This is a genomic window from Paraburkholderia phenazinium (assembly GCF_900141745.1).
Classification (GTDB): Bacteria; Pseudomonadota; Gammaproteobacteria; order Burkholderiales; family Burkholderiaceae; genus Paraburkholderia; species Paraburkholderia phenazinium_B.
Map to the genome: position 1 here is coordinate 317,793 of NZ_FSRM01000002.1, position 25,345 is coordinate 343,137.

Below are 25,345 nucleotides of genomic sequence, written 5' to 3' on the forward strand. Positions count from 1 at the left end.
TGGGACAAAAGTCGCTGATAAGCCTGAACCCTGGTGACGCATCCATTAGTCCGACTACTGCGTCTCGCGCTCAAACCCCGCCATCAACCCGCTCGCCCGCTGCACCTTCGCGCACACCGCCTGTTCGAGCACGGGCTTACCTTGCGGGATCGCCAGAGTCAGAAACGCCCGCGCCCGGGTGATGCCTGTGTAGACGAGTTCGCGCGACAGAATAGGACTAAACGTATCGGGCAACACCAATGCGGCATGCATGAATTCCGAGCCCTGCGATTTGTGTACGGTGAGCGCGAGCACTGTTTCCACTGCCTGCAAACGGCTAGGCAAAACCCACTTGATGCCGCCTGTGCCGTCGGCCGCCGGAAAGGCCACTCGCAACACCGGGTTCTCATCCGTCGTGCCCGGAAGCTCCAGCGTGATGCCGATGTCGCCATTCATCAACCCCAACTCGTAATCGTTACGGGTTACGAGCACCGGCCGTCCCGGATACCACTCGCCGCGCATCGCAATCAGCCCGTCTTCCTGCAGCAGCCGGGCAATGCGCTTGTTGAGTCCTTCGACGCCCCACGGTCCGCGGCGCAACGCGCACAGAAGCTGGAATTCGCCGTGCGCCTTGAGCACCGCGCGCGCCCAAATGTCAAATGCTTCGGGCGCGTCGTAGCGTTCAGGCTGCTGGGTGCGCATCGTCTCCAGATAATGCCGATAGCCATAGCGTGGCCGGCCCAGCTCGCCATTCGCGCCGAACAATTGCGCTGACGCCGATGCATCGCTAGCGCCGCCGTATCCATCTATGACAAGTGCCTTAAAGGACGCATCGTCAGTAGCCGAGCAAACCAGCAACGCGAGATCCGCGTGACCGTGTGTCCAGATCCTGGCGACAGCCGCAGCGTCACCCGCATTGACGAGCGTAGCGAGCTGGCCGATCCCGCTCTGTGCGGAAAACCGATGACTGTGCCGCAGCATCGCGATCGACTGATCGAGCGCCGTGCCCTGTTCGTCCAGCATGGCCTCCTCGATGCGCTCGCCGGTTGCGGCGAGCAGCCAGTCGCGCGTGGCCGGCGTGTAATGCCCTTCGCCCGCACGCTGACACAGTTCCCCGAGCACGGCCCCGGCTTCGACCGACGCCAACTGATCTTTATCGCCTAGCAGAATCAGCCGTGCCGATGCGGGCAATGCGTCGAGCACGGCCGCCATCATCTCGAGATCGACCATGGAGGCTTCGTCGATCACCAGCACGTCAACCGGCAATGGATTGCTCGCGTCGTGACGAAAACGCCGGCTGTCGGGACGCGTGCCGAGCACGCGATGCAGCGTCGTCACTACGGTCGGGATCGCCTCGCGCACAGCCGCGCCGTTCGGCAGCGCGTCGACGGGCAGTTGCTCGACCGCGCCTGCAATCGACTCGTTCAGACGCGCCGCGGCTTTACCGGTCGGCGCTGCGAGACGAATCCGCAACGGTCGCGCGGGACGCAGCGGATTCGCTATGCCGTCGAGTGCAAGCGTCTGCAGCAACGCAAGCAGTCTGACCACGGTAGTCGTCTTGCCGGTGCCTGGGCCGCCGGTAATGATGCTGAACGCGCTGCGCGCTGCCAGTGCGCAAGCGAGCTTCTGCCAGTCCGCGCCCGTCACGCTGGCGGCGCGCGGTGGAAACAACGCGTCCAGCGCGGCACGCGCAGAACCAGCCTGGAGCGACGCTTCCATCTGCGCCGACGCCGCAAGCCGACACTCGATGCCAGCGCGTACATCCTGCTCGTATTGCCAGTAGCGACGCAGATACAGCCGCGTGCCGACGAGCACGAGCGGCGTATTGCCGGCATCTGCGCCGACCAGCGCGGGCTGATCGAGCGCTCCCAGCCAGCGCGCGAGATTGACGCCTGCCAGGACTTCCGCCGGCGCCTGCGGCGGTTCCGCTGTGGTGAGCGCCTGCGGTCCATCAGGCGGCAACGAAAGCGCGAAGGTCGGATCGTCCAGTGTCGCCTGCAGGTCGAGGCACACATGGCCGCGCCCCAACTGATGACTCGCGAGCGCGGCCGCCAGCACCAGTAGCGGCGGCGTCTGCGGTTCCTCCGTCCACAGGAAGCGCGCGAAGCCGGCATCGAGCGCGCGCAACCAGCCGCGCTCGACCCACTGGTCCAGCACGACGAGCATGCGGCGCGTGTCGCCCTTGGCGTCGATGACGGCTACGGTGTCGTTGGAACGGGGCGTCATTCGATTTCCTTTAACGCATACTCATCGGCATCTTCGCCCGCGGAGCGATGATGCGCAAACAACGCATCCAGTTCTTCGATCAACTCGCGCGGCGGCCGCTCGACATGCAAGCCCTGACCAGGCGCACGACCGCCCCGCAAAAACAGATACACCGCACCGCCCACATCACGGTCGTAGTCGTAATCCGGCAGACGCACTTTTAACAAACGATGCAGTGCGAACAGATACAGCACGTACTGCAGTTCGTAGCGTGAATGCAGGATCTGCGCGCGCATCCTCGCCGGCGTGTACGCCGCGTCATCCGGTCCGAGCCAGTTCGACTTGTAGTCCGCGACGTAATAGCGACCTTCGTGTTCGAACACCAGATCGATAAAACCCTTGAGCATACCGTTCAGGCGGGCGGGCTCGAGCGCGGGCCGCGCTTCGCCATCGAGCGTCAGGTCGCACACGAGTTGATCGAGCACTTGTGTATCGACGGTGTGCGCCGCGAGCCAGAACTCCATTTCGGCCATGTATGACGCGGGGTCGAGATTCGCCAGCACAACTGGCTGCACCGTCTCGCCTTCTATTGGCGGCAGTGCGAGCGGCGTGCGCAGCAGGTACAGCAGCCAATCCGTCAACGGTTCGATCCAGCGCGGCCAGCCACGCAGATTGCAGCGGCGCGCCACGGTATCGCGCACCGTTTGCGGGTGGGCGGCGAGCTTCGCGAAGCCTTCGTTGGCCGCCCACTCCATCAGGTCATGCAGGAAACTGCCTGCGTCCGCGCCACGCAGAAAGCCATGCAAGGTCTCATCGGCCGGCAACGCGAGCGCGGTCTCGGCCGCGGCGGGCTCTACCGGTTGCGCCTGCCGCGACTGGACTGTTGAAGCAACCTCGTCGTCTTCGAGCGCTTCTGCTTCCAGCAACTCGTGGAAAACATCTTCACTGCGCGTTTCAGGGGCCAAGCGTGAATCGTCTGTCGCCGCGTCGTCGGTCGCGCTTACCGGTACGGAAACTACATGAGCACCCGTACCGCCGATCACACCATTGTCCTTGCGCAGACTCGAATAACTGGCGATCCACCACGACTCGCGCACGGGCCGCGTCAGCATGCGAGCTTCACCGCGCAACTGCTGTGTGCCCAGCGGCACGAACGGTTCGCTGTTCGGAGGCGGCGCCTCGGCAATACTGATATCGCCACACGCACCTCGCAATTGCTCCAGCAACGCATTGAGTTCCGTGCCGGCAATCGGCTTGCCACCGCCGAGCAGATAGCCGAACGCGCTCAACTCGACGCTCTGGATCGGCGCAATCCCCACCCACGTCGCATAGCGCGCCCGCGTCAACGCCACATAGAGCTTGCGCAGGTCTTCGCCGAGCCGCTCGCGGTCCGCTCGCGGCAACACGTCGACGTCACCCAGCGTGATGTGCAACTTGCCCGCTTCGTCATGCCATTTGAGCGGCATATCGTCTGCATTGACCGGGCGGTAGGTGCACGCAAACGGCAGGAATACCAACGGATACTCCAGCCCCTTTGACTTGTGTACCGTCACCACCTGCACCAGACCCGCATCGCTCTCGAGCCGCAGTTGCCGCGCATCGCCGCCCGCATTGGCGCCCTCGTCCGCGCACTGTTCGTCCAGATAGCGAATCAGCGCGTGCTCGCCGTCGAGCTGCGCACTGGCCTGTTGTAGCAGCTCGGCCAGATGCAGCAGGTTAGTCAGCACGCGTTCGCCGTTGACTGCCGCGCCTGCCGTCTGTCCGAGCAGCCGCTGCGGCACGTGAAAATCGTTGAGCAGACGGCGCAGCATCGGCAGCACGCCTTTGTCGCGCCAGCAGTCGCGGTAGTCGCGGAACCGCAGCACGCACTTCTCCCACGCAAGTTCGTCGCGGTTGAACGTATCAAGCGCGGCCCAATCGAGTCCGAGCGTCGCGGTCGCCAGCGCCGTGCGCACCAGACGCCCGTCATCGGGGTCCGCACACGCCGCGAGCCAGTGATGCAATTCCTGTGCTTCCCCCGTCTGAAACACCGAATCCCGATCGGACAGGTAGACGCTACGCACGCCGCGTTCTGCCAGCGCAGCGCGGATCGCACGCGCTTCCGTGCCGTTGTTGACCAGCACCGCCATATGGCCCGGCTGTAGCGGCGTATTGCCACTAGCGCCTTCGAAGCCCGCGTTGCCGGCTTGCCCCAGGTTGAGAAGGCGCACCATCTCAGTCGCGCAACTGGCGGCCATCTCGCGCAGATATGCTTCCTTGCTGAGCGGCTTGCCTTCGTCGACGGAGGGCAGCCACCACGCACTCAGCGCAGGCACCTCCATACCTTGGACCTGCAGCGAGTCTTTACGGCCTGCTGCGTCGGCGGCAATAAACGGAAGCGGATTGGCTCCCCCCTCGGCGCTGCGAAACAGGAATGCCCCCTCGCCGCTCTGCCGCTCTTCGGCCGCCTCGAAACAGCGATTGACGGCGTCCACCATTCCTTGCGTCGAGCGGAAGTTTTTCTTCAGCGTGAACAACCGTCCAGCGCAGGCACGACGCGCTCCGAGGTACGTGTAAATATCCGCACCACGGAACGCGTAAATCGCTTGCTTCGGATCGCCAATCAAAACGATTGCCGTGTCCGGATCGTTCTCCTCAATGCGGTAGACGGCGTCGAAAATCCGGTATTGCACCGGGTCCGTGTCCTGGAACTCGTCGATCAGCGCGACCGGGTATTGCTGACGGATGATCTCGGCCAAGCGTTTGCCGTTCGGCTTGTGCAAGGCTTCGTTAAGACGCGTGAGCAGATCGTCGAAACCCATCTGCGAACGGCGCGCTTCCTCTTCCGTGAAGCGCTGTGCAATCCAGCGTGCCGCGTGCCGCAGCAATGCGTGTTGCGCCGTGGGCTGTGCGGCCAACGCGTCGCGCAGCGTCTCCATCGCGATGAAGGCAGGATGCGCCGGTGGCTCGCCGATGAGCCAGATTTCGGCGACGCCAGCCCGCGTAAACCGAGTCCACACTGCGGCGGTAGCCTCGAAATCGGGCCGCTGCATGTCGGGTGTGTTGGCCCAGTCGCGAAGCTTGTCGAGCCACTTCTTGCAGTTCGGTGCGTTCAGGCTCGTCGCCTTGAACTGCTTCTTCGCCCGCGCATCGTCGAACAGCGTCTGAAGCTCGTCGCACCACGCTGCCCAGTTCGTCTTCAGATGGTCGACATGTTCGCGCTGCTTTTTGCGCGCGTCCTGCAGTGCTTCGAGCGGTGGCGGGGCCTCTTCCAGCAGATCGGCATGGCCTAGCAGACCGCGAATCGCCTGCTGCAGCTTCGCCGGGCTCGCGAACCATTGGCGAACTTCCGCCGCCGACTGCACATCAAGCGGCGCAAGGAAGGTGCGCCAGTAATCGCGCACGACTTCCGCGCGCAACTCGCTCTGGTCGGTTTCGAGCGTCTGCGAAAACAGGCTGTCGCTGTCGAACGCATGCTCGCTCAGCATGCGGTTGCACCAGCCGTGAATCGTGGAGACCGCGGCCTCGTCCATCCATTCGGCGGCGAGTTGAAGGCGGTGCGCGCAGGCGGCCCACTGGTCGGCGTCGTAGCTGTCACGCAAGTCGTGCAACAGGTCCTTGCCGGAGGGGAGCGGTTCAACCTCCTCCGGCGACGCGCGGAAATACGCGGCGGCCTCGATCAGCCGCGCGCGGATGCGATCCCGCAACTCCTTGGTGGCCGCATCAGTAAACGTCACGACGAGTATTTCGGGCGGCGTCAGCGGCCGTGCCTCGCTATCCGCTCCACGATGACCGAGCACGAGCCGGACGTACAACATAGCGATCGTGAAGGTCTTGCCAGTACCGGCGCTCGCTTCGATCAGGCTGCTGCCCTGCAGTGGAAATTCAAGCGGCTTCAGCTCTACCGCGGTTCCCTCGGACTGCTGCGTTGTCAGGGGAGTATTCATTGCGCGTCTCCCGTTTGTGACGGTGCAATTTTCGGCTTCGACGCCGAGACCGGAATCGCGCGATGCAGCGGTAACAACAGTGCGACGGCAAGTGTCTCGAACTCGCCGCTTTCGGCAAGCGCGTCGAAATCCGGGTAGGCACGGGAGAGATACGCGTTAGTCTGCCGCTCGCCTGCCTGGCGACCCACGCCATCGTAAGTGAGACGGGCGGCTTCGCGCGCTTCGTTGAGCTGCGCAGCGAGCGTCTCGCCGCTACCACTGAAGTCATGCTCGCCACCCGCGCCCGTGCGACTCTCGGCATCGGCGAAATCAAGCGCGCCTGGCCGCTTCCTAAGCCACGCAAACGCCGTTCTCACGGCGAGCGGCAGCGGTTTGCGTGTGCCTTCGTCCCAGGCTCGCAGCAAGGTCAGCAGATGCGCGCGCGCCACGTCCTCCGCGAGCGGTGTGAACTCCACGCTCCCTACCTTGCTGACGATTACGGTCGTGACCGCGCCTGCGGCAAGCTGCGCGGCCAGGTGCCCCACCCAATAGGCGATAAGCCGGTCGCCGCGATACTTGCGGTCCTTGATCAGCGTGCCCGGTTCGAGAAACACCCGGCCACGGGTATGGTTGGGACCGGCCCGCAATTCGCCGACCCAGTCTTCGATCGTCAGCGTGCCCAAACCCGGGCCGCCCTCCACGCGCAGTTCGAATTGCTCGTCGAGAAGATCGGGCCAGCGCTGCAGTTCCGCCCGAAAGCGCTCGAACAGATCGGCCATCGGTTCCATCAACTCACCGGCGATAACCTCGCCGAAACCGCCCGCCGCCAGATCGCCGCTGCGATGCATGCGCTCGAGGCGCGCTATAGCGGCCGGCAACACATCTTCATCACCGCGCTCCAAGGCTGCAGCCTGTGCGCGAATCAGTTCATTCTGCAATTGCCACGCTTCAAGCTGATTGACTTCAAAAGGCTCGTGATTCTCGCTGGCCGCATCTTCGGCTTCGAAAGCGACGCGCAGACGCTGCCGGAAGAAGCTCTTGACCGGATCCTTGAGGAAGTCCGCCAGCTCGCGCACCGATAACGGCTCGGTCCGCTCCAGCGGCGGTAGCGGCGCATCATCTGCGGCTGTGCCAAAGCCAGACCGCGGCACAGCCCGGCTCCATTCCCGTGCATACGTGAACAACCCCGACGCCTTCGGCTGCACCGGGAAATAATCCGCGCTGAACGGTTGCAGCTTGTGATCCACTGTAAGCGCCTTGAGGAGCGCATCCGCATCATCATCCGCTGCGCCTTCGAGACGCCAGCCCGCTTTCAGATGATCGCGCAACTGACCGACCAGCACCGACGGCGGACGCGGCGTGTTGTCGTTGACACTGCGCCCCACCCACGACACATGCAGATGCTCGCGTGCCGACAGCAGCGCCTCCAGAAACAGATAACGATCGTCCTCACGACGCGAGCGGTCACCAGGCCGGTAGTTGCGGCGCATCAGGTCGAAGTCGAGCGGCATCCGGTTACGCGGATAGTCGCCGTCGTTCATGCCGAGCAGACAGCCGACGCGAAACGGAATCGCGCGCATCGGCATCAGCGTTGCGAAGGTGACGGCGCCAGCAAAGAAGCGCTGCGTCAGGCCACCGCCTTCGAACTGGGACAACCAGTAGTCGCCGACAATCGAAAGCGGCAGCTCGCCCGTAAGCGCCGCTTCGTCGCACGCATCGCGCCAGGCTTCGAGCGCGGCGTCGAGGCGTTCCAGTGTGTAGGCGTCCTCGCTATCGTCGGTGGCGAAGAAAGTGGTCTTGAGCCAACGCAGACGGTTGCACCATTCCTCCACCGTAGCGGGCTCGCGTAGCGTCTTCCAGGTGTGGTCGAGCGCATCGACGAGGCGCGTCAGCGGCCCTAGCAACGCCGCATCCAGTCCGCCGATTTCCGCATACGGTTCGATCTCGCGCCACGCGCCGGCTTTGTCACCCGCTGCATAGCCGAGCAGCATCCGGCGCAGACCGAAGGCCCAGCTGTTCGGCGCGTTGTCGGCGCCGGCCTGCGGTAAGCCCAGGCTCGCGCGCTGTTCAGCGTGCAGCCCCCAACGGATATTGGCCCCGCTGATCCACGTCCGCAGCTTCGGAAGATCGTCCGTACTGATGCCGAAGCGCGCGCGCAGCGCGGGCACTTCGAGCAGATCGAGCACATCGCTGACCGTCAGACGCGATTGCGGCAGCGCCAGCAGCGTTTCGAGCGCGCCGATCAGCGGATCGAAATCGCGCTGTCCGCGGTCTGCCACGCTGAATGGGATGTAGCGCGGGTCTTCCTTGTCGAGCAGACCGAACACGGCCTGGATATGCGGCGTATAGACTTCGATATCCGGTACCATCACGATCACGTCGCGGGGACGCAAGGTCGAATCTGCGGCGAACGCGGCCAGCAACTGGTCGTGCAGGATCTCCACTTCGCGCTGCGCGCTGTGCGCGACGTGGAAGCGAATCGAGTGGTCCGTGTGTGGGTCCACTTCGTCCCAGAGTTCACGTGTTTCCCGTATTGGCCGCAGATCGCGAATGTCGTCTTGCAGCTGCTGCAGCATGGTCAGCGCGTCATCGCTTTCGAACAGGTCGATACGCTGCCCGATGCCGGTGAACTGCGACGCGTAGCGCGCGCGTTCCTCCGCGCTGTCGTACTCATCGAGCAGACCGATAAAGTCGCGGCCCTGTTTCCCCCACGCCGCCAGCAACGGTTGCGCGTGCAGGTGCAACTGCGCATCGTCCATTGCGACAGGCGCGCCCTGGCGGCGCTGCTGGCGCGAGCGCTCCGCCCGCAGCAAATCCTTGTCGGCGACGATGTCGGCCCAATAATGCGCACAAGGGTTATGCACGCACATCAGCACCTGGGTCCAGCGCGAGAGCGCGGCGAGCACTTCCACCGCCTGCCTCGGCAAACTCGAAATGCCGAAAATGATCACCCGTCGTGGCAAATCAGCCGGACGTTCGTCGTCAGGCATGGCAGCGGCACGCCGCATGAATTCTTCGTGCACCGCGGCGCGTCCAACCGTCGCCATGTCGATGCCATCCGGTGTATGTGCCTCGACGTCCTCCAGCAGCGAGCGCCATAGCGCCGCCTGCCAGCGGTATTCGTCCGGCAGCGGCGTGCTGTTGTTGCGCGCGTCGATCTGCACGTCCTTGCCCGCGGCCCATGCCGCGAGCCAGTCCGCGCGGTACACCTGATACTGGTCGAACAGATCCGCCACCCGCTGCGCAAGCTGGAAGCGTTTGCGCTGGTCGTCGTCGCGGGACATGAAGCGTTTGAGCGGCGCGTACTCTGGTGATTCGAGCAGCTCGGGCAGCAGACGCGTGAGCCGCCATACGAGGCGCGATTTGTCGAACGGCGAGATGGCCGGCACCGAGTCTTCGCCAAGTACCGCGCGATACACCTGCCACAGGAAGCTCGCCGGCAGCGACATATCGAGCGCTGCCGAAATACCGCAACCACCGTCTTCAGGATCGGCGGCCAGAGCGAGTTTTAGCCATTGAGCAATGCCGTTGCTCTGGACGAGGATGACCTCCTTTTCCAGCGGCCTCAGCGGATGCTGGCGAATCCATTGCACCATCAGATCGCGCAGGCGTTCCGGCTGATTACCGTGGACCAGCATAAGCCCCGCGGGAATCGAACTCATGCGGCGGCCCTCAGGTCATCAATGGCACGTTGTTTGACGCCGAGGTCGTCCCACAGCTCCGGATGACAGGTGAACAACAGGATCTGATGGCGCGTTGCTGCGTCGAGCAGGGCGCGCTTCAATGCGTCGCGGCGTGTGCCGTCGGTGTGCACTGCGGCGTCGTCGAGCATCAACAGCGTGGGACGTCCGGAGGCTTTCAGCAAGTCCGCGTAGGCGAGGCGCGCGAGGATCCCCATCTGTTCGCGAGTACCGAAGCTGAGGGCATCGAGTGTGTCGATGCGGCCGTCTCGCTGCAACGCGATGGGGCTCAGGTCGTCGCCAAGTTCGAGCGCCGACTGCGGGAACAGACGCTTCAGATAGTGCCCGAGCCGTTCCGTCAACGGCGCGCGCAACTGAGCCACCGCCGCATCGCGTTCTTCGACCAGCACCTTGTCGAGCAGGCTCAACGCGCCGGCGCGCAGACTCAGTTCGGCTTTGCGGCGCTCCATCTGCTCAATCGAGGCGTGCACAGCGGCGAGCCGCTCGCCGAGCCCGGAAGCACCCATGGTTTCCAACTGGCTGCGCAGTTCGGCGATCCGCACTTGCCGCTCCTGCTGCTCGGTGCGTGCGAGTTCCGCCGACGCGCGATAGCGCTTCACTTCCGCAGCCGGATCGTCGGTGCGCGCGGCGCCGAGTTCCTGATTGCGTTCGTCGCGCTGCTTCGTCAATGCGTCCACACGTGCGCGCTGTTCGACGATTTTTGCCTGCCATTGCGAACGACGTGCGCGGAACGCTTCGTCCTGCAACTGTGCTTCCTTGCGTTGGACCTGTTCGGCAAGCGAGCCACTAGACGCGAGTGCGGTCGAACGCCGCTCGCTGGCTTGAGCCAACATCCGCGTCGCGGACTCGATCGCCTGGCGTGCCTCATCTGAAGTGCGACGCGCTTCGTCGACGCCTGGAGCACCCGTGACATCGGGCAATTCGGCAAGACGCTTGTCAGCTGTTTGGTGACGCGCCAGTGCGCTTGCTAACGAAGCACGCAGCGGCTCGATGCCCTTCGGTGCATGCACCGCGAGAATCTTTTGCTGGCTCTGCAGATGCGCCACCTGTGCCTTCCATTGTTCATGCCGCGTCTGCGCATCGCTGAGTGAAGCTACGCCCAAGGCTCGCAACAACTCCGCTTGCTGCGCCTCGGCATCGGACAGTTCCGTACGCAGCGCTGCGAGATCCGATACGCCGGGCACGATGCGCAACTCGCCGACGCCCGGCAGCTCGATAGTCTGCTCATCGTCGAGCCGCAATACGCCTTCGCCTGTGAGCGTTTCGCCGCCCACCACGATCGCCCCGCCGCTCAACCGATAGTCGATGCGCGTCATCGCAGCTTCCTTGCGCGCCCGCAGCACACTGATGCGCGATTCAAGCGCTTGCAGCCGCTGCAATTGGGCCACATCGATTTCGAGCGAGGCTGCGCTGCGCGTCGCGTCCAGCACCGCGGTCTGCGCAGCCTCCGCAGCAGCGATCGAAGTTTCAAGCCGCGCGATCTCGTCCTTGTGCAGCGTGATCTGATTGTTCAATTCCCGCGCCATCACGGCGGCATTCGCGAGTTCGAGCGCACGGGCTGCAGCATCACTAAACTGCTGGCAACGCGCCACTCCAGCGCTCGCTTGAGCGTGCTCAGCATCGGCTGTCAGCACCGCCGCCTTCGAACGTTCGAGTTGCTGCCGATCGTTGGCAAGCGTCGCTTCCAGTTCCGCCGCGCTTTGCTCCTGCTGCAACGACATGGCCAACTCGACTTCACTGACATGCAGCGTTTGCGCCAGCCCCTGTACGCTACGCTCGAGTTCGGCCAGCGCGGCAGCACGCGCCTGCGCTTGCGCCGCCTTTTGTTCGTGAGCTTCCCAAGGCCGCTTGCGTTGCGCATCCTCGAACGCTTCCTGCTGCGTCGCGAGACGCGTGAGGTTCTCGTCGAACTGACGACGTTGCGCATCGAGCGTGTCGCGTTCGCCCGCGAGCGTAGCCAAAGCCTGCTCAGCTTCAGCAAGCGGACCCGTCGAGCGTTGCGTGCGCGCGGTGAGCAGTTGCCGCAACTCGCGCTGCACCGCGCCGATCAACACATCTTCGCCGGCCGAGCTGTTACCGCCCGAAAGCTGCGTAAGCGCATCACGCAAATACAGTGCCGCGTGGCCGCTCGCATCGCGCACGTCATGCGTTTCGCCTTGCTGTACCCACAGCAACCCCGGCACACCGGCCTGATCGGCCTTCATCGCACCACGCGTCGCACGCGAGAAACCAAGCAGCGCCGCCAGCCGGTCCTCGGCTTCATCCTCGCCGAACACCTGCTGACCGATCCGCAGATCGCAGCGCTGCCGCGTGACGAACTGTTTGGCGAGCATGCAGGCGACGCCGTCAAGCGTGAAACTGACTTCCACCGACGGCTGCCCACTCGCCTTTCCCCAAGGCAACAGATCTTTCAGATGCGAGGCTTTGTAGCGTTCGAGAAACACCGTGCGCACCGCTTCGGCGATCGTGCTCTTGCCCGCCTCGTTCGGTCCGATAAACAGATTTAACCCCGGCTGCAGATCGCCGATGAACAGACGTCCGCTGAACTGCTTGAATTCCTGGATCGCGATGCTTTCTAGCTTCATGCAGGCCTCGCTTCACGCTGAAACTGGGCAAGCAGCAATAGCGCTTCCGCCGCGAGTTTCGCCTGCTGCGGGTCGGCCTGCAGATCGCGTAGACGCGCGACCACTTTGCCAAGGTAGCCGCTTTGCGCACCGAGCGCGGCGAGGTCGTCCTCAGTGGGCAGCACTTGCAGTTCGCTCATCTCCACGCGTAGTGCACGCACTCGTGCGCGGGCTTCGTCCACGGCGAGGCGTACGGCTTCGGCGGAGGCGAGATCGGTCGTGCCACGCACATCCAGCTTAAGCACGTCGGTCGCACCGAGCGCCTGCAGACGCGCTTTCAACGCATCCACATCGCTCGGCACCACGATCTCCTCTTCCCAACGCAACCAGCGATATTTACCCACAGGCACCGCCTGCACCGACGGCAACGCGCCCGGCTCGTCGAGCGTGACATCGAGCATGAAGCCCGGATCGTTGGCGCGGAAGCGGTCCTGCTCATGCGTGCCGGCGTACCACGTGCGAGCGTTCACCTGGAAGTGGCCGTGCCAGTCGCCCAGCGCGAGATAGTCGAGACGCGCGGTCTCGGCGCGGGTCGGCTCGATGGGATTGGTCGAATCGATTCCTTCCTGCAGGATGCCGCTCACGCTGCCGTGAGCCAGGGCAACGCGGAAATAATCGGGTGGCGTCGGCGTCTGGTCAAAAAACGCCGTGGTGTCGTCGTAGGTGATGCGCTGCGTAAGCGGCGCGCAGAGGAACGCGCACTTCAGCGCGTCGAACTGGACGACGCCCGGTGTCAGCACGACATGCACATTCGCCGGGATACAGTTCAAACGCTGCGCACGCGTCCAGACACTTTCGACCAGCGCCGCATCGTGATTGCCGGGCAGCATGATCCACGCGCCGGTAAAGCCTGCGAGCGCGCCGAACAGGCGCCGGATGACGGTATCGGAGACAGTCTGCTGATCGAATACATCGCCGGCCACCAGCACCGCATCGACGCGGCGCGTGGCGGCCTCACTGGCGATCCGGCGCACCGTTCCGAAACGCGCTTCAGCCAGATGCGCGGCTTCCTCGGCGTCGAACTGGCCGAATTGGGTGCCGATCTGCCAGTCCGCGGTGTGCAGAAATCTGATCATGAAGTTCCCATTCTATGGATGAGCGCAGCTGCGTGCGTCATGGATCATGGATGTTACCGTGACCGCGCCTCGAAACGGAGCCGCCCAGGTCATTTTCGCGGGCATTTTTTATACTGAAATTCGACAGAAATACAGTAACAAAACCTGAAAACGTCGATCTATGCTAGTGCCCGAAACTGGGTGGAGATCAAAAACCCAGTGCATGCCGATGACTCCTAACCCCTATTTCCGCAGAGGACTTCGATGCCCCGCCCGATTGTTGCCCGCATTCATCCGGATGCCGTTCGACACAATCTTCAACTGATCCGGCAAAAGACCCCTGGCTCGCGGGTTTGGGCCGTCGTCAAGGCAAACGCCTATGGGCATGGAATCGAACGCATCTATCCGGGCCTGGCCGATGCCGACGGTATTGCACTGCTCGACCTCGACGAGGCGGTCCGCGTGCGCGAGCTGGGCTGGACGAAGCCGGTTCTGCTGCTCGAAGGCATCTTCACGCCGGGCGACGTCGCCGTTGCGGACGAGCAGCGCCTGAGCGTCTCGGTGCACTGCACGGAGCAGCTCGAACTGCTACGCGCCGCCAAGGTGACACAGCCTGTCAATATCAACCTGAAGATGAACTCCGGCATGAACCGCCTGGGCTTCAGACCGGACGTCTACCGGGCCGCCTGGGAACGGGCGCGCGCATCGGAATCGATTGGCAACATCACGCTGATGAGCCACTTCGCCAGCGCGGACAATGACGATATCGACTGGCAGGTGGAGCGGTTCGATGCCGCCACCGCCGGGATTCCCGGCGAGCGCAGCCTTGCCAATTCGGCGGCGGCTCTGTGGCATCCGGGCGCCCATCGGGACTGGGTCAGGCCGGGTATCGTTCTTTACGGTGGCTCGCCGTCGGGCGTGTCGCGCGATGTCGCGGACACCCCGTTGCGCGCGTCGATGAGCTTGACGAGCCAGATCATCGGCACGCAAACGCTGTCTGCGCAGGAGACCGTCGGCTATGGCCGAAAGTTTGCGGCCAACGAGGAAATGCGGATCGGCGTGGTGGCCTGCGGCTACGCGGACGGCTATCCGCGGCACGCACCGACAGGAACACCAATCGCCGTGGACGGCACGCTGACACGCGTGGTGGGCCGCGTGTCGATGGACATGCTGACCGTGGATCTCACGCCCTGCCCGGGCGCACATGTCGGGTCGCAAGTCGAGCTATGGGGCGATCAGGTGAAGATCGACGATGTGGCCGAGGCGTCGGGCACGATTGGGTATGAACTGATGTGTGCCTTGGCGCGCAGGGTGCCCGTTGAAGTGGATTGAGCGCCCCAGGGCGCTCTAGGCATGCACTGCGGCGCTGATCGGCAACTCGAAAGAAAACGTCGTCCCGGTGCCACCATCGCGCTCAACCAGACGAATCCGGCTGTGATGCAATTGCAGCATGCGTTGAACAATCAGCAGCCCAAAGCCCCCGCCGCGATGCGCCCCGCCCGCGCTGAACGGCCGCTCGAACAGCCCTTCGCGCATCTCCGGCGGAATACCCGGACCGGTATCGCTGACCATCACCTGCACCTTGCCATCGCGATACGCAAGCTCGACATCAATCGCCCCTTCTGCCGGCGTGTGGCGAATCGCGTTATCGAGCAGATTGGTCAGCACACGCTCGATCATCCCCAGATCGGCGCTAACCGCCGGCAAGCGCGGCGGAATGTTGGCCCGCAACTGGATACGCCGAGCCTCGGCCGGCAATTCGAATTTCTGGAACACGTCCTGCACCAGATCGACCAGCGAAAAATCCTCCAGCGCCGGCTGCACATTGCCGTGCTCGAGCCGCGCCAGTTCAAACAGTGCCTGCGCAAGCCGCCCCACCTTGACGCTCTGCGCCAGCGCGATCCCCAGATAGCGCTTGCGTTCCACGTCGCTCAGCGTATCCGCCTTGAGCGATAGCGTTTCGAGGTAGCCGTGCAGCGAAGTCAGCGGCGTGCGCAGATCATGCGAAATGTTGGCGAGCAGTTCGCGCCGCTGCTGATCCTGCCGCGTCAGTGCACGCCACTGTTCGCCGATGCGATCGGCCATCTGCGTGAAAGTGGCCTCCAGTACGGCGATTTCATCGCGCCGCCCCGCCGACGAAGAGCGCGGCACCTTCGGCTGCGTATCCGGCTCACCGTTGGCATCGAACTGGCGCATCGCCTCGGTCAAACGCCGCAATGGCCGTGTGATGAAGCCAAATGCCATCAAACCTGCCACGAGGCATAGCAGCGCCACCAGGGCCATCGACCACAGCGTCGTCCGCAAAACCGAGCTTGCGGCCACGCGCGCCGCGAGCTGGTCGTGCGCTTCGCCCTGCAGCACGACATAGATGTAGCCCGAAGGCGGCTGCCCGGCCGTTTGCAATGGCGCGGCGCTGAACACCTTCCCCCCATCGAGGCTGCGCGGGTCGTCACCGAGGATCGGCAACGCATCGCCGGCAATGAAGCGTCGGACCGGCGCGAGGTCGATCTGCTGGCGCTTGACGCGTCCGGCGGGGGCATCATCGCCCTTGATGCGCCCCTCGTTGTCAAGCAGATAGACCTCGACGCTCGGATTGACTGCCATCAACTGGCCGAACAGTTGCCGCACGGCGTCGGGTCGCAGGCCATTGGCATCCATCAGTGTCGCGCTGCCGGCAATGTGTGCGGCAAGGTCGCGCGAGAGGCCCTGCACGACTTCCTTCTCATGCAGGTCGCTGGAGCGAATCTGCAGCCACGCGGACGCGCCCGAACAGGCGAGCAACAGCACCGAGAAGACGATCAGGAGCCGCTGGGTAAGCGTTAGGTTCACGGTGTGTCCTTCGGCTTGGAGTCTTGGGAAGAAGCCCCTTCAGAAGGCGCCACGAGCTTGTAGCCGTGCCCCCAGACGGTCAGGATGCGCGAAGGCTGCGCCGGATCGGCTTCGATCTTCGCGCGCAGCCGGTTGATGTGCGTGTTGACCGTGTGCTCATACCCCTCGTGCTGATAACCCCAGACGGCGTTCAGCAGATCCATCCGCGAAAACACCTTGCCCGGGTGCTGGGCGAAGAAGTACAGCAGATCGAATTCGCGCGGCGTCAGCTCGATACGGCGGCCATCGACGGCTGCTTCGCGCGTCAACGGGTCGATCGTCAAACCGGCGGTCTGCAATGTACCGGCGTCGATCCGCGAGTCTTTCGCCATTGCATCGACGCGTCGCAGCAGCGCCTTCACCCGCGCCACCAGTTCGAGCACGGAGAACGGCTTGGCGAGGTAGTCGTCGGCGCCCAGTTCCAGGCCAAGAATCCGGTGCACTTCGCTCGAACGCGCGCTGGTGATGATGATCGGCGTGTAGCGCGTCATCGCACGGGCCCGCCGGCAGATTTCCAGGCCGTCGACGCCGGGCAGCATCAGGTCCAGAATCAAGGCATCCCAGCCGCCCTGCTCGAGCAGCCGCAGGCCCTCGTTACCGTCCGCGCTATGCACGACTTCGTAGCGTTCGTCGCGCAGATGCAGGCTCAAAACGTTGGCAATGTCGACATCGTCCTCGACGATCAGTACGCGCTTCGGATGATCCATAAGGGCTTCAAACGCCTGTCAGGCGGTGGTTGGAGGGGTGTTCGGCCATAGCAGCGCAGGAACGCCGCGTTGCCCCCATTGTGCAAAATTTCCAGCCGGCGAGTTATCACATTTAATTTAACTTTCTGTGAGGACTTCGACACCGCCTCCGTCCTAGTATGGCGCCACTATCCTCAGACTGGCACCAAGGAGCATCTCATGCAAAGTCGCAGACGTTTTCTGTTCTCGGGCGGCGTAGCCGTAGCGGCGCTGGCCGCCGTCAGCCGTTTGCCGAAGCTGGCCGCGGCGCCGACCGATACCGGCACGCCGGCCAAGGCCTTCGAAGTGACCCATACGGACGTCGAATGGGGCAAATTGCTGACCCCGGCACAGTACAAGGTACTGCGCGAGGAAGGCACGGAGCGCCCCTACTCCAGCCCATTGAACGAAGAACATCGCACCGGGGTGTTTTCCTGCGCCGGATGCAAGCTCGACCTGTTCTCGTCGCACACGAAATTCGACAGCCATACCGGCTGGCCGAGCTTCTGGGCGCCGCTCGATCACGCCGTGGACAAGCGCGAGGACAGCTCGTTCGGCATGTCGCGCACGGAAGTGCACTGCCGGCGCTGCGGCGGGCATCTGGGCCACGTCTTCGACGACGGCCCGAAGCCCACCGGCCTGCGCTATTGCATGAACGGCCTCGCCATGGAATTTACGCCGGCCGCTACCTGAACCCCAGTGGACCAAACATAGGCCAATAACCTTTCTGGACCAGTCATGTTGCTCATCGTTCTTGCCTACCTTGGCGGCGCCCTGACGATTCTCAGCCCGTGCATCCTGCCGGTGCTGCCGTTCGTCTTCGCGCGCGCCGATCAGCCATTCGTGCGCAGCGGCCTGCCGCTGCTCGCCGGCATGGCGCTCACGTTCGCTCTCGTGGCGACGCTCGCCGCGGTCGGCGGCGGCTGGGTGACCCAGGCCAATCAGTACGGCCGCTGGGTCGCGATTGCGCTGCTCGGCGTGTTCGGCTTGACCCTCCTGTTTCCGCGTTTTGCGGACCATCTGATGCGCCCGCTGGTGAGCGCCGGCAACCGCCTGTCGAACTTTGCCCAGGCCGATGGCCAGCAGGTGCGGGCAGGTTCGTCGTTCCTGCTCGGGATCGCCACCGGACTGCTGTGGGCACCGTGCGCGGGTCCGATTCTCGGTCTGGTGCTGACGGGTGCGGCGCTGCGTGGCGCGAGCGTTGGCACTACCCTGCTACTGGTTGCCTATGCAGCCGGCGCGGCTACCTCGCTGGCGGTGGCGCTGCTGATCGGCGGACGCGTGTTTACGGCGATGAAGCGCTCGCTGGGCGCAGGAGAATGGGTCCGTCGTGGGATCGGCGCGGCGATGCTGTGCGGTGTGGTTGCGATTGCGCTGGGTCTCGACACGGGCGTGCTGACACGCGTGTCCACGGTGGCGACCGGCGGTATTGAACAGAAGCTGGTCGACCGGCTTGCGCCCCGCACGACGACGGCGATGGCGGCGGCCAACCCCCTCGCTGCTTCGGGCACGATGGCTGCCTCTTCCGACAACGACGTGGTCACCACAGGCAACGCGATGGTCGCGACGTCGGGCAGCATGATGGCGAAGTCATCCGGCGGCATGCTGCGCGCAGCACAACCCGTTAGCGAAAACGCACCGCCGTTGCCTGTCGAAGGCCAGTTGCCGTCGCTCAACGGCGCGGTCCAGTGGCTCAACTCGCCCCCTCTGACTGCCCAGAGCCTGCGCGGCAAGGTCGTACTGGTCGACTTCTGGACGTACTCGTGCATCAACTGCCTGCGCTCGCTGCCATATGTCAAGGCATGGGCCGAAAAGTACAAGGATCAAGGACTCGTCGTGATCGGTGTGCACGCCCCGGAATTCGCCTTCGAACGCAATATCGACAACGTGAAGAAAGCCACACATGACCTCGGTATCGACTATCCGGTGGCGATCGACAACAACTACGCCATCTGGCGCTCGCTGAACAACGAATACTGGCCGGCGCATTACTTTGTCGATGCACAGGGACGCATCCGCTATCACCACTTCGGCGAAGGCGACTATGCGGAGTCGGAGAAGGTCATCCAGCAGTTACTGGCTGAAGCAGGGCACGCGAACGCGACCAGCGTCCCGACGGGTTTGACCAGCACCAGCGTCATGGGCGTGGAAGCAGCGGCCGACAACTCGGATATGAAGTCACCGGAAACGTATATCGGTTACTCGCGTGCCGAGAACTTCGCTTCGCCTGGCGGCGAAGCAGAAAACAGGTCGCATACGTACGCGGCCCCCACACAGCTCTCGCTCAACGAGTGGGGTCTCGATGGCAAGTGGCGGGTCGGTGAAGAGCACGCGACGCTCGCCGCAGCGTCCGGTGGCATCGTCTATCGCTTCCATGCGCGCGATCTGCATCTGGTGCTCGGTCCGGACAAAGACGGCAAGCCTGTGCGGTTCCGCGTCAGCATCGACGGCGCCGCGCCTGGGGCAGCACATGGCAGCGACGTGACGGCCGACGGCACAGGCACGGTGACGGAGCAGCGGCTCTATCAACTGGTGCGGCAGACCGGCGACGTCAAGGATCACACCTTCTCGATCGAGTTTCTGGACCCGGGTGTCGAAGCTTATTCATTTACGTTCGGCTGAAGCCGGGCGCGATGTCGATACGTTTGCAGTACCCAACACTTAAGACTTAACAGGTGATCATCGTGAGCAAAATCTCAGACAAAGTGGCTTCGTCATCTCCGTTAGTGAAGCGTGCATCGTTCGCGAAGCTGGCAGGCGTTGCAGCGCTCGTCCTCGGGGCAGTCGCCGTGCAGCGCGTGGCAAACTCCGCGGAAGCGGCAACCCAGGTCCCGCCGCCCGCGCAGGACGAGAAAGTCACCGCGACCCATAGCGAAACCGCGGTGTTCGCAGGCGGCTGCTTCTGGGGCGTGCAAGGCGTGTTCGAACATGTGCGCGGGGTGAAACAGGTCGCGGCCGGCTATAGCGGCGGCGCGGCCAGCACGGCGCAATACGAAACCGTTAGCGGCGGCGATACCGGTCACGCTGAATCAGTGCAGATCACCTACGACCCGACGCAGATTACCTACGGCCGGCTGCTGCAGATTTTCTTCTCGGTTGCACATAACCCGACCGAACTGGATTACCAGGGCCCAGATCACGGCACGCAGTATCGTTCCGCGGTGTTCCCGGTCAATCCGGAGCAACGTATCGTCGCGCAGGCGTATATAGCGCAACTCGACAAGGCGCATGTGTTTTCGCAGCCGGTGGTCACGCGCGTAGAGAACTTCAAGGGCTTTTACCCTGCGGAAAACTATCACCAGAACTTCCTCGTGCTGCATCCGGACTATCCGTATATCGCCATCAACGATTTGCCCAAGGTCACCGATCTGAAGAAGATGTTCCCGGATCTCTATCGCAACGATCCGGTGCTGCTAAAGGTTGCTTCGTCATAGAAGGGCACGTTACGCTGTATCCTCAGGAAGATGATCGTGTGCTTGCGCAAGTTGGACACCTCCTCGCAATGAGGTGTCCAGCTTGCTGCGCGAGCACGCGGGAACCTGCGGAGTTGGTAGGATTCAGAGTTCTGGTGCGGTTCACTGTCCGCGGCGGTCGCCGCCCGCTGCCACCTCTCTGCGACTAAAAATGAAAAAACGCTTCGCGCAAGTCCTTGGTATGGCGTTGGCCACCCTGTTCGTCATGGGACAGACGTGGGCCGCCGGTTCGTTCTACGTCGATCCCAACTCCGAGCCCGCCGTATGGGCTCGCAATCATGCGGACGATCCGCGCGCGGCAAAAATCACCGAGTCGATCACACACGTGCCTACCGCCCAATGGTTCGGTAGCTGGAACAAGGACGTTCATGCGGCAGTAAGTGAGTTCGTGGCTGCCGCCGACGCCGCGCACCAGGTGCCGATCCTCGTCGCCTATAACATTCCCAACCGCGACTGCGGCGGCGCGTCTGCGGGCGGAGCCGCGGATGCCGACGCCTATCGCGCATGGATCGAGGCGTTCTCGCAAGGCATAGGCAAGAACCAGGCGGTCGTTGTCGTCGAACCGGATTCTTTGGCGCAGTTCGACTGCCTGAAGACCACCGACGCACAGGACGCCCGGCTGAACCTGCTGAGCTATGCGGTATCGCGCTTGCGGCTCAACGCACCGGCAGCCGACATCTACCTTGACGCCGGCAATGCTCACTGGACTGCTGCGGATGTCATGGCGAACCGTCTGCACGATGCAGGCATCGGCGAGGCGAAGGGGTTTGCATTGAACGTGTCGAATTTCTACCCGACTCAGGAATCGATCGCGTATGCGAACGCAGTGAATGGCGTTTTAGGGAGCAGATTCGGCTATACGAAGCCAGTTGTGATCGACACCAGTCGCAACGGCAACGGTTCAAATGGCCAGTGGTGCAATCCGGCCGGCGCGAAACTGGGCGAGCCGACCGGCGACGCAACAGGTCAGATCCTGCTTGCCTGGATCAAGAACCCTGGCGATTCCGACGGGCCTTGCGGCGTTGGACCGACTTTGAAAGCGGGGGTATTCAGCCCCAATCTGGCAGTTCGGTTGATTGAGGGAAACTGACAAGCCCTACCGCGTCCCCAACTCCCGCGCCAGCGTCATGAACAACGCCTCCTGCGGCGACAGCTTGCCGGCGCGCAGCACCATCCACATGGCGGAGCGTGCGGCTTTCCCACGTAGCGGCCGGTATGCCACGCCGTCCACATTGATGCTGCTCAGAGAGGCCGGCACGATCGCCACCCCGAGCCCGGCCGCCACCAACGCTACGATGGTGGCCGACTCCCGTGCCTCCTGGGCAAGCCGCGGCGCGAACCCCGCTTGCTGACACAACGCGATGATCTGGTCGTACACCCCTGTGCCACGCTCGCGCGGATACATCACGAAGCCCTCGTCCTTCAGGGCTTCGATGGAAAGCGCACTCTCTCGCGCGGCGAGCGGATGCTGCGCAGGCAATACGACCACGAGCGCATCCTCGAAAAGACGCGTGACTTGCAGCGACGACGGCAAATCCGGCGATGTCATGCCGCGCACAAACGCCACCTCCAGCCGCCGCTCCAGCATCGCCGTCAACTGCTGCTGAGTGGTCAGTTCTTCGAGCCGTAAGTGCACCTCCGGCAGGCGGCGGCGGAATTCGAAGATCAACTTTGGGATGACCGAGCCGAAGGCAGCCGAACCGGTAAAGCCGACGCGCAGCTCACCGAGTTCGCCCAGTTGCGCCCGCCGCGCCACCTCACCCGTGCGCTCCGCCTGCGCCACGAGTGCGCGCGCCTCGGGCAACAGCGCCTTGCCGGCAGCCGTCAATTCCACGCGCCGGTTGCTCCGGTCAAACAGGCGCGCACCTAGTTCGTCCTCCAATACGCGGATCTGCTGGCTCAGCGGAGGCTGCGCGATGTTCAGGCGTTGCGCTGCCCGCCCGAAATGCAACTCTTCGGACAGCACGATGAAATAGCGAATGCGGCGGAGATCCATGATATCGATTATGTATCAATTCCAGTCGAATCGATATTGGACTATGGAACGAGCCGGCGTCATTATTCAGTCTTAAGGAAATGGCACACGGAGTTACAGGAATCATGGGAAAGCACGACGTCAATCTGCTGACGCCCAACACGATGGCCGCGACGCTGGCCGCCGGCGAGGCGCCTCGCGCTCACGGGACGGCAGGCAAAATCGAGCACGGCACGCCGGCGTTCTGGCAAACCAATTTCGCCCTGTTCGCAGCCGGCTTCGCGACCTTCGCCTTGTTGTACTGCGTGCAGCCGCTAATGCCGCTCTTCTCCGCAGACTTTCATGTCAGCGCTGCAGGCGCGAGCCTCTCCCTTTCGCTGACCACCGGGCTGCTCGCGGTTACCATGCTCGTGGCAGGCGCGCTGTCGGAGGCATGGGGCCGTAAGCCGATCATGGTCGCGTCGCTGATGCTCTCGGCGGTGCTCACCGTCGTCTGCGCCGCGGTGCCGCACTGGCCGACCTTCCTCGTCATGCGCGCACTGATGGGAGTCGCGCTCAGCGGCCTGCCGGCGGTCGCAATGGCTTATGTCGGCGAGGAGATGCATCCGCGTTCACTCGGTCATGCGATGGGGCTGTATGTCGGCGGGACCGGCCTGGGTGGCATGGCCGGCCGTCTGTTGACCGGCGTCATAACCGATGTCTGGGGATGGCGTTCCGCGGTGCTGGTGATCGGCGTGCTGGGCATACTGAGTGCCGCCACCTTGTGGCGCTTCTTGCCGCCGTCACGCCACTTCGAGAAGCGGGAACTCCGCCTTGCGCCGCTCGCAAGAGCCTTCGGCACGCACCTGCGCGATGGCGTTCTGCCGTTGCTGTTCGTCGAAGGCTTCCTGCTGATGGGCAGCTTCGTCACCGTGTACAACTACGTCGGCTATCGCCTGATTGCCGCTCCGTTCTCGCTGAGCCAGACGAAGATCGGCCTGATTTTCGCGGTGTATCTATTCGGTATCGTCAGCTCGGCCTGGGTGGGTAGTCTCTCCGGCAAGCTCGGAAGGCGGACTGTGTTGCCCGCCACGCTGATACTGATGCTCGCGGGAACGGCCATGACGCTGTCGAACCAGCTCTGGCTCATCATCCTCGGAATCACCGTTTTGACGATCGGGTTCTTTGGCACACACTCGATTGCCAGTGCGTGGGTCGGCGCGCGAGCGCAGGTCAGCAAGGCACAGGCATCGTCGCTGTATCTGTTTGCGTACTACCTGGGGTCGAGCGTAGTCGGGTCGCTCGGCGGGGTGTTCTGGAATCTGCGTGGATGGCATGGTGTAGTTGCGATGGCTTGCGCGCTGCTGCTGTTCGCGATCGTTATCGCGCTGTGGCTCTACCGCACGACGACGCAACCCGCACAACGTTAGGTTCCTGTCCCGAACGAGGGAAAAAGAGCGTAAGCCAGGCCACACTATTTCATCTGTAACGGAACTGATCACGTTTGATTGCCGACTTGGCTGAAGAGATCGTGGGACCCGTGCTAGCATTTCCCCACTCTCATCGCGTTGTCGTTCGAGTGATCTAAATTTCGTTGTGTGTCTGGAGGTTGTCGTGGCGTTGGAACATCGTGGCTTTCGAGTAAATGTTGACGTGGTGCCGGATGAACTCGGCGTGCAGTGGATTTGTCGGGCGCTGATCGAGCGCATTGATGGCGATAGCAAAAAAGGCGCGCCGGTCGGTCCCGAACTGACCATTCCTCGAGTCAAGATCGATCCGCTGATGGCAATCAGCACGCTCGAGCACAGGTCCACACTGTTGATCGACGAATTCTGCGAGCAGGGTCAAGCGGTAGCGTCCTGACCTTTGAAACTCTGCCGCCACACCGTTGGCGAGACACTAAACGCTCTCCTGAAGTGAAGCCGCAGTGACTCCGGCGATCCGAAACCGGCAAGCACCGCAATCGCATCCACTGAGTGATCGCTGGTCTCCAGCAATCGCTGCGTCAAGGCCAGCCGCTCGTTCAGCAGCCACTCACCGACTGTCATGCCGGTCAGTTGCCGGAATTGCCGGGTGAAGGTACGGCGAGTCATCAATGCCTCGCCGGCGAGGCTGTCCAACGTGTGCGCTTCGTCCAGCGTACCGCGTACCTGATCGATCAACCCTGACAGCCGCGATTCTCTCGCGGTTGCCGGCATAGGCTGCTCGACGAATTGCGCCTGGCCGCCCTGACGATGCGGCGGCACGACGAGGCGTCGCGCCAGGCTGTTGGCAGACTCGGTCCCGTAGCGCTGGCGCACCATGTGCAGACAGCAGTCGATGCCAGCCGCAGTGCCCGCGGAAGTCAGCACGTTGCCGTCCTCCACATACAGCACATCAGCGTTCACCGTGACCATGGGGTAGCGTTGCGCGAAATCGCGCGCATACGCCCAATGCGTCGTAGCGCGACGTCCGTCCAGCAGTCCCGCTTCCGCCAGCACATAAGCGCCGAGACAGAGGCCGACAATCTGCGCACCTCGTCGCTGTGCAGCGACCAACGCCTTAAGAAGCGGTTCTGGCGGCCGTTCCTCGATGTCACGCCAGGTCGGAACGATGATCGTATCCGCCGTCTTTAAAGCGGATAAACCGTGACTTACGCCGAGGGAAAAACCAGCCGTCGTATTGATGGCGCCAGGCTCGGCTGCGCAAACCTTGAATTTGACAGGCGGCAGGCCCGGATGAGGCTCACCGAACACAACACAAGGTACGGAGAGGTGAAACGGACTGATCCGGTCGAACGCCACGACGGCGATGATAGGTTGGGACATGGATGCACCTGACGACGAACCCGCAATGGCCCGATCTTACCGGATATTG

General features: G+C 63.4%; 16 protein-coding genes. 7 read left to right on the forward strand and 9 right to left on the reverse strand.

Annotated features, from left to right (window positions below; genetic code table 11):
• Positions 1 to 54 precede the first annotated feature (54 nt).
• From recD to BUS06_RS21540, 5 genes are read right to left on the reverse strand one after another with little or no spacing between them, the layout of a single operon-like run.
• Complete coding sequence (gene recD, locus BUS06_RS21520) at positions 55 to 2,205, reverse strand: exodeoxyribonuclease V subunit alpha (RefSeq protein WP_074266463.1); 2,151 nt, start codon at positions 2,203 to 2,205, stop codon at positions 55 to 57.
• Positions 2,202 to 6,110: an exodeoxyribonuclease V subunit beta gene (gene recB, locus BUS06_RS21525; RefSeq protein WP_074266464.1), complete on the reverse strand. Its 3,909-nt coding sequence runs from the start codon at positions 6,108 to 6,110 to the stop codon at positions 2,202 to 2,204. Before recB ends, recD begins: the two co-directional genes overlap by 4 nt.
• Positions 6,107 to 9,751 (reverse strand): exodeoxyribonuclease V subunit gamma, encoded by a 3,645-nt coding sequence (recC, locus tag BUS06_RS21530; protein WP_074266465.1) that lies wholly within the window; start codon positions 9,749 to 9,751, stop codon positions 6,107 to 6,109. The genes recB and recC overlap by 4 nt, the downstream gene beginning before the upstream one ends.
• Positions 9,748 to 12,375, reverse strand: coding sequence for an AAA family ATPase (locus tag BUS06_RS21535; RefSeq protein ID WP_074266466.1), 2,628 nt, complete (start codon positions 12,373 to 12,375; stop codon positions 9,748 to 9,750). Before BUS06_RS21535 ends, recC begins: the two co-directional genes overlap by 4 nt.
• The gene (locus BUS06_RS21540) at positions 12,372 to 13,490 is read right to left on the reverse strand and encodes a metallophosphoesterase family protein (protein ID WP_074266467.1); all 1,119 of its coding nucleotides are present in this window, start codon (positions 13,488 to 13,490) and stop codon (positions 12,372 to 12,374) included. The genes BUS06_RS21535 and BUS06_RS21540 overlap by 4 nt, the downstream gene beginning before the upstream one ends.
• A 243-nt stretch (positions 13,491 to 13,733) precedes the next feature.
• Here BUS06_RS21540 and alr point away from each other — a divergent pair, with 243 nt between their 5' ends.
• Positions 13,734 to 14,801, forward strand: a complete 1,068-nt coding sequence (gene alr, locus BUS06_RS21545; RefSeq protein WP_074266468.1) for an alanine racemase — start codon at positions 13,734 to 13,736, stop codon at positions 14,799 to 14,801.
• A 15-nt stretch (positions 14,802 to 14,816) separates the two neighbouring features.
• On the opposite strand, the gene BUS06_RS21550 is transcribed toward alr, so the two are convergent.
• Positions 14,817 to 16,298 carry a sensor histidine kinase gene (locus BUS06_RS21550; RefSeq protein ID WP_074266469.1) on the reverse strand — a complete coding sequence of 494 codons (1,482 nt, stop codon included), beginning with the start codon at positions 16,296 to 16,298 and terminating at the stop codon, positions 14,817 to 14,819.
• The gene (locus tag BUS06_RS21555) at positions 16,295 to 17,044 is read right to left on the reverse strand and encodes a response regulator transcription factor (RefSeq protein ID WP_074266470.1); all 750 of its coding nucleotides are present in this window, start codon (positions 17,042 to 17,044) and stop codon (positions 16,295 to 16,297) included. Before BUS06_RS21555 ends, BUS06_RS21550 begins: the two co-directional genes overlap by 4 nt.
• 198 nt (positions 17,045 to 17,242) lie before the next feature.
• Here BUS06_RS21555 and msrB point away from each other — a divergent pair, with 198 nt between their 5' ends.
• The 4 genes from msrB to BUS06_RS21575 all read left to right on the forward strand — a co-directional run bounded on the left by msrB (position 17,243) and on the right by BUS06_RS21575 (position 21,625).
• Positions 17,243 to 17,755, forward strand: a complete 513-nt coding sequence (msrB, locus tag BUS06_RS21560) for a peptide-methionine (R)-S-oxide reductase MsrB (RefSeq protein WP_074266471.1) — start codon at positions 17,243 to 17,245, stop codon at positions 17,753 to 17,755.
• 45 nt (positions 17,756 to 17,800) lie between these two features.
• Positions 17,801 to 19,684: a cytochrome c biogenesis protein DipZ gene (locus BUS06_RS21565; RefSeq protein WP_074266472.1), complete on the forward strand. Its 1,884-nt coding sequence runs from the start codon at positions 17,801 to 17,803 to the stop codon at positions 19,682 to 19,684.
• 104 nt (positions 19,685 to 19,788) lie between these two features.
• Complete coding sequence (gene msrA, locus BUS06_RS21570; protein ID WP_429289303.1) at positions 19,789 to 20,496, forward strand: peptide-methionine (S)-S-oxide reductase MsrA; 708 nt, start codon at positions 19,789 to 19,791, stop codon at positions 20,494 to 20,496.
• Between the two features lie 190 nt (positions 20,497 to 20,686).
• Positions 20,687 to 21,625, forward strand: a complete 939-nt coding sequence (locus BUS06_RS21575; RefSeq protein WP_083611550.1) for a glycoside hydrolase family 6 protein — start codon at positions 20,687 to 20,689, stop codon at positions 21,623 to 21,625.
• Positions 21,626 to 21,631: 6 nt separating this feature from the next.
• Here the strand turns inward: BUS06_RS21575 and BUS06_RS21580 are convergent, their stop codons facing one another.
• Complete coding sequence (locus BUS06_RS21580) at positions 21,632 to 22,531, reverse strand: LysR substrate-binding domain-containing protein (protein WP_074266474.1); 900 nt, start codon at positions 22,529 to 22,531, stop codon at positions 21,632 to 21,634.
• Positions 22,532 to 22,635: 104 nt separating this feature from the next.
• Between BUS06_RS21580 and BUS06_RS21585 the strand changes: the two genes are divergently transcribed.
• The gene (locus BUS06_RS21585; RefSeq protein WP_083611551.1) at positions 22,636 to 23,919 is read left to right on the forward strand and encodes an MFS transporter; all 1,284 of its coding nucleotides are present in this window, start codon (positions 22,636 to 22,638) and stop codon (positions 23,917 to 23,919) included.
• A 184-nt stretch (positions 23,920 to 24,103) separates the two neighbouring features.
• Positions 24,104 to 24,352: a hypothetical protein gene (locus BUS06_RS21590; protein WP_074266475.1), complete on the forward strand. Its 249-nt coding sequence runs from the start codon at positions 24,104 to 24,106 to the stop codon at positions 24,350 to 24,352.
• On the opposite strand, the gene BUS06_RS21595 is transcribed toward BUS06_RS21590, so the two are convergent.
• Positions 24,334 to 25,296 (reverse strand): helix-turn-helix domain-containing protein, encoded by a 963-nt coding sequence (locus BUS06_RS21595; protein WP_074266476.1) that lies wholly within the window; start codon positions 25,294 to 25,296, stop codon positions 24,334 to 24,336. The genes BUS06_RS21590 and BUS06_RS21595 overlap by 19 nt on opposite strands.
• Between the last annotated feature and the right edge of the window lie 49 nt (positions 25,297 to 25,345).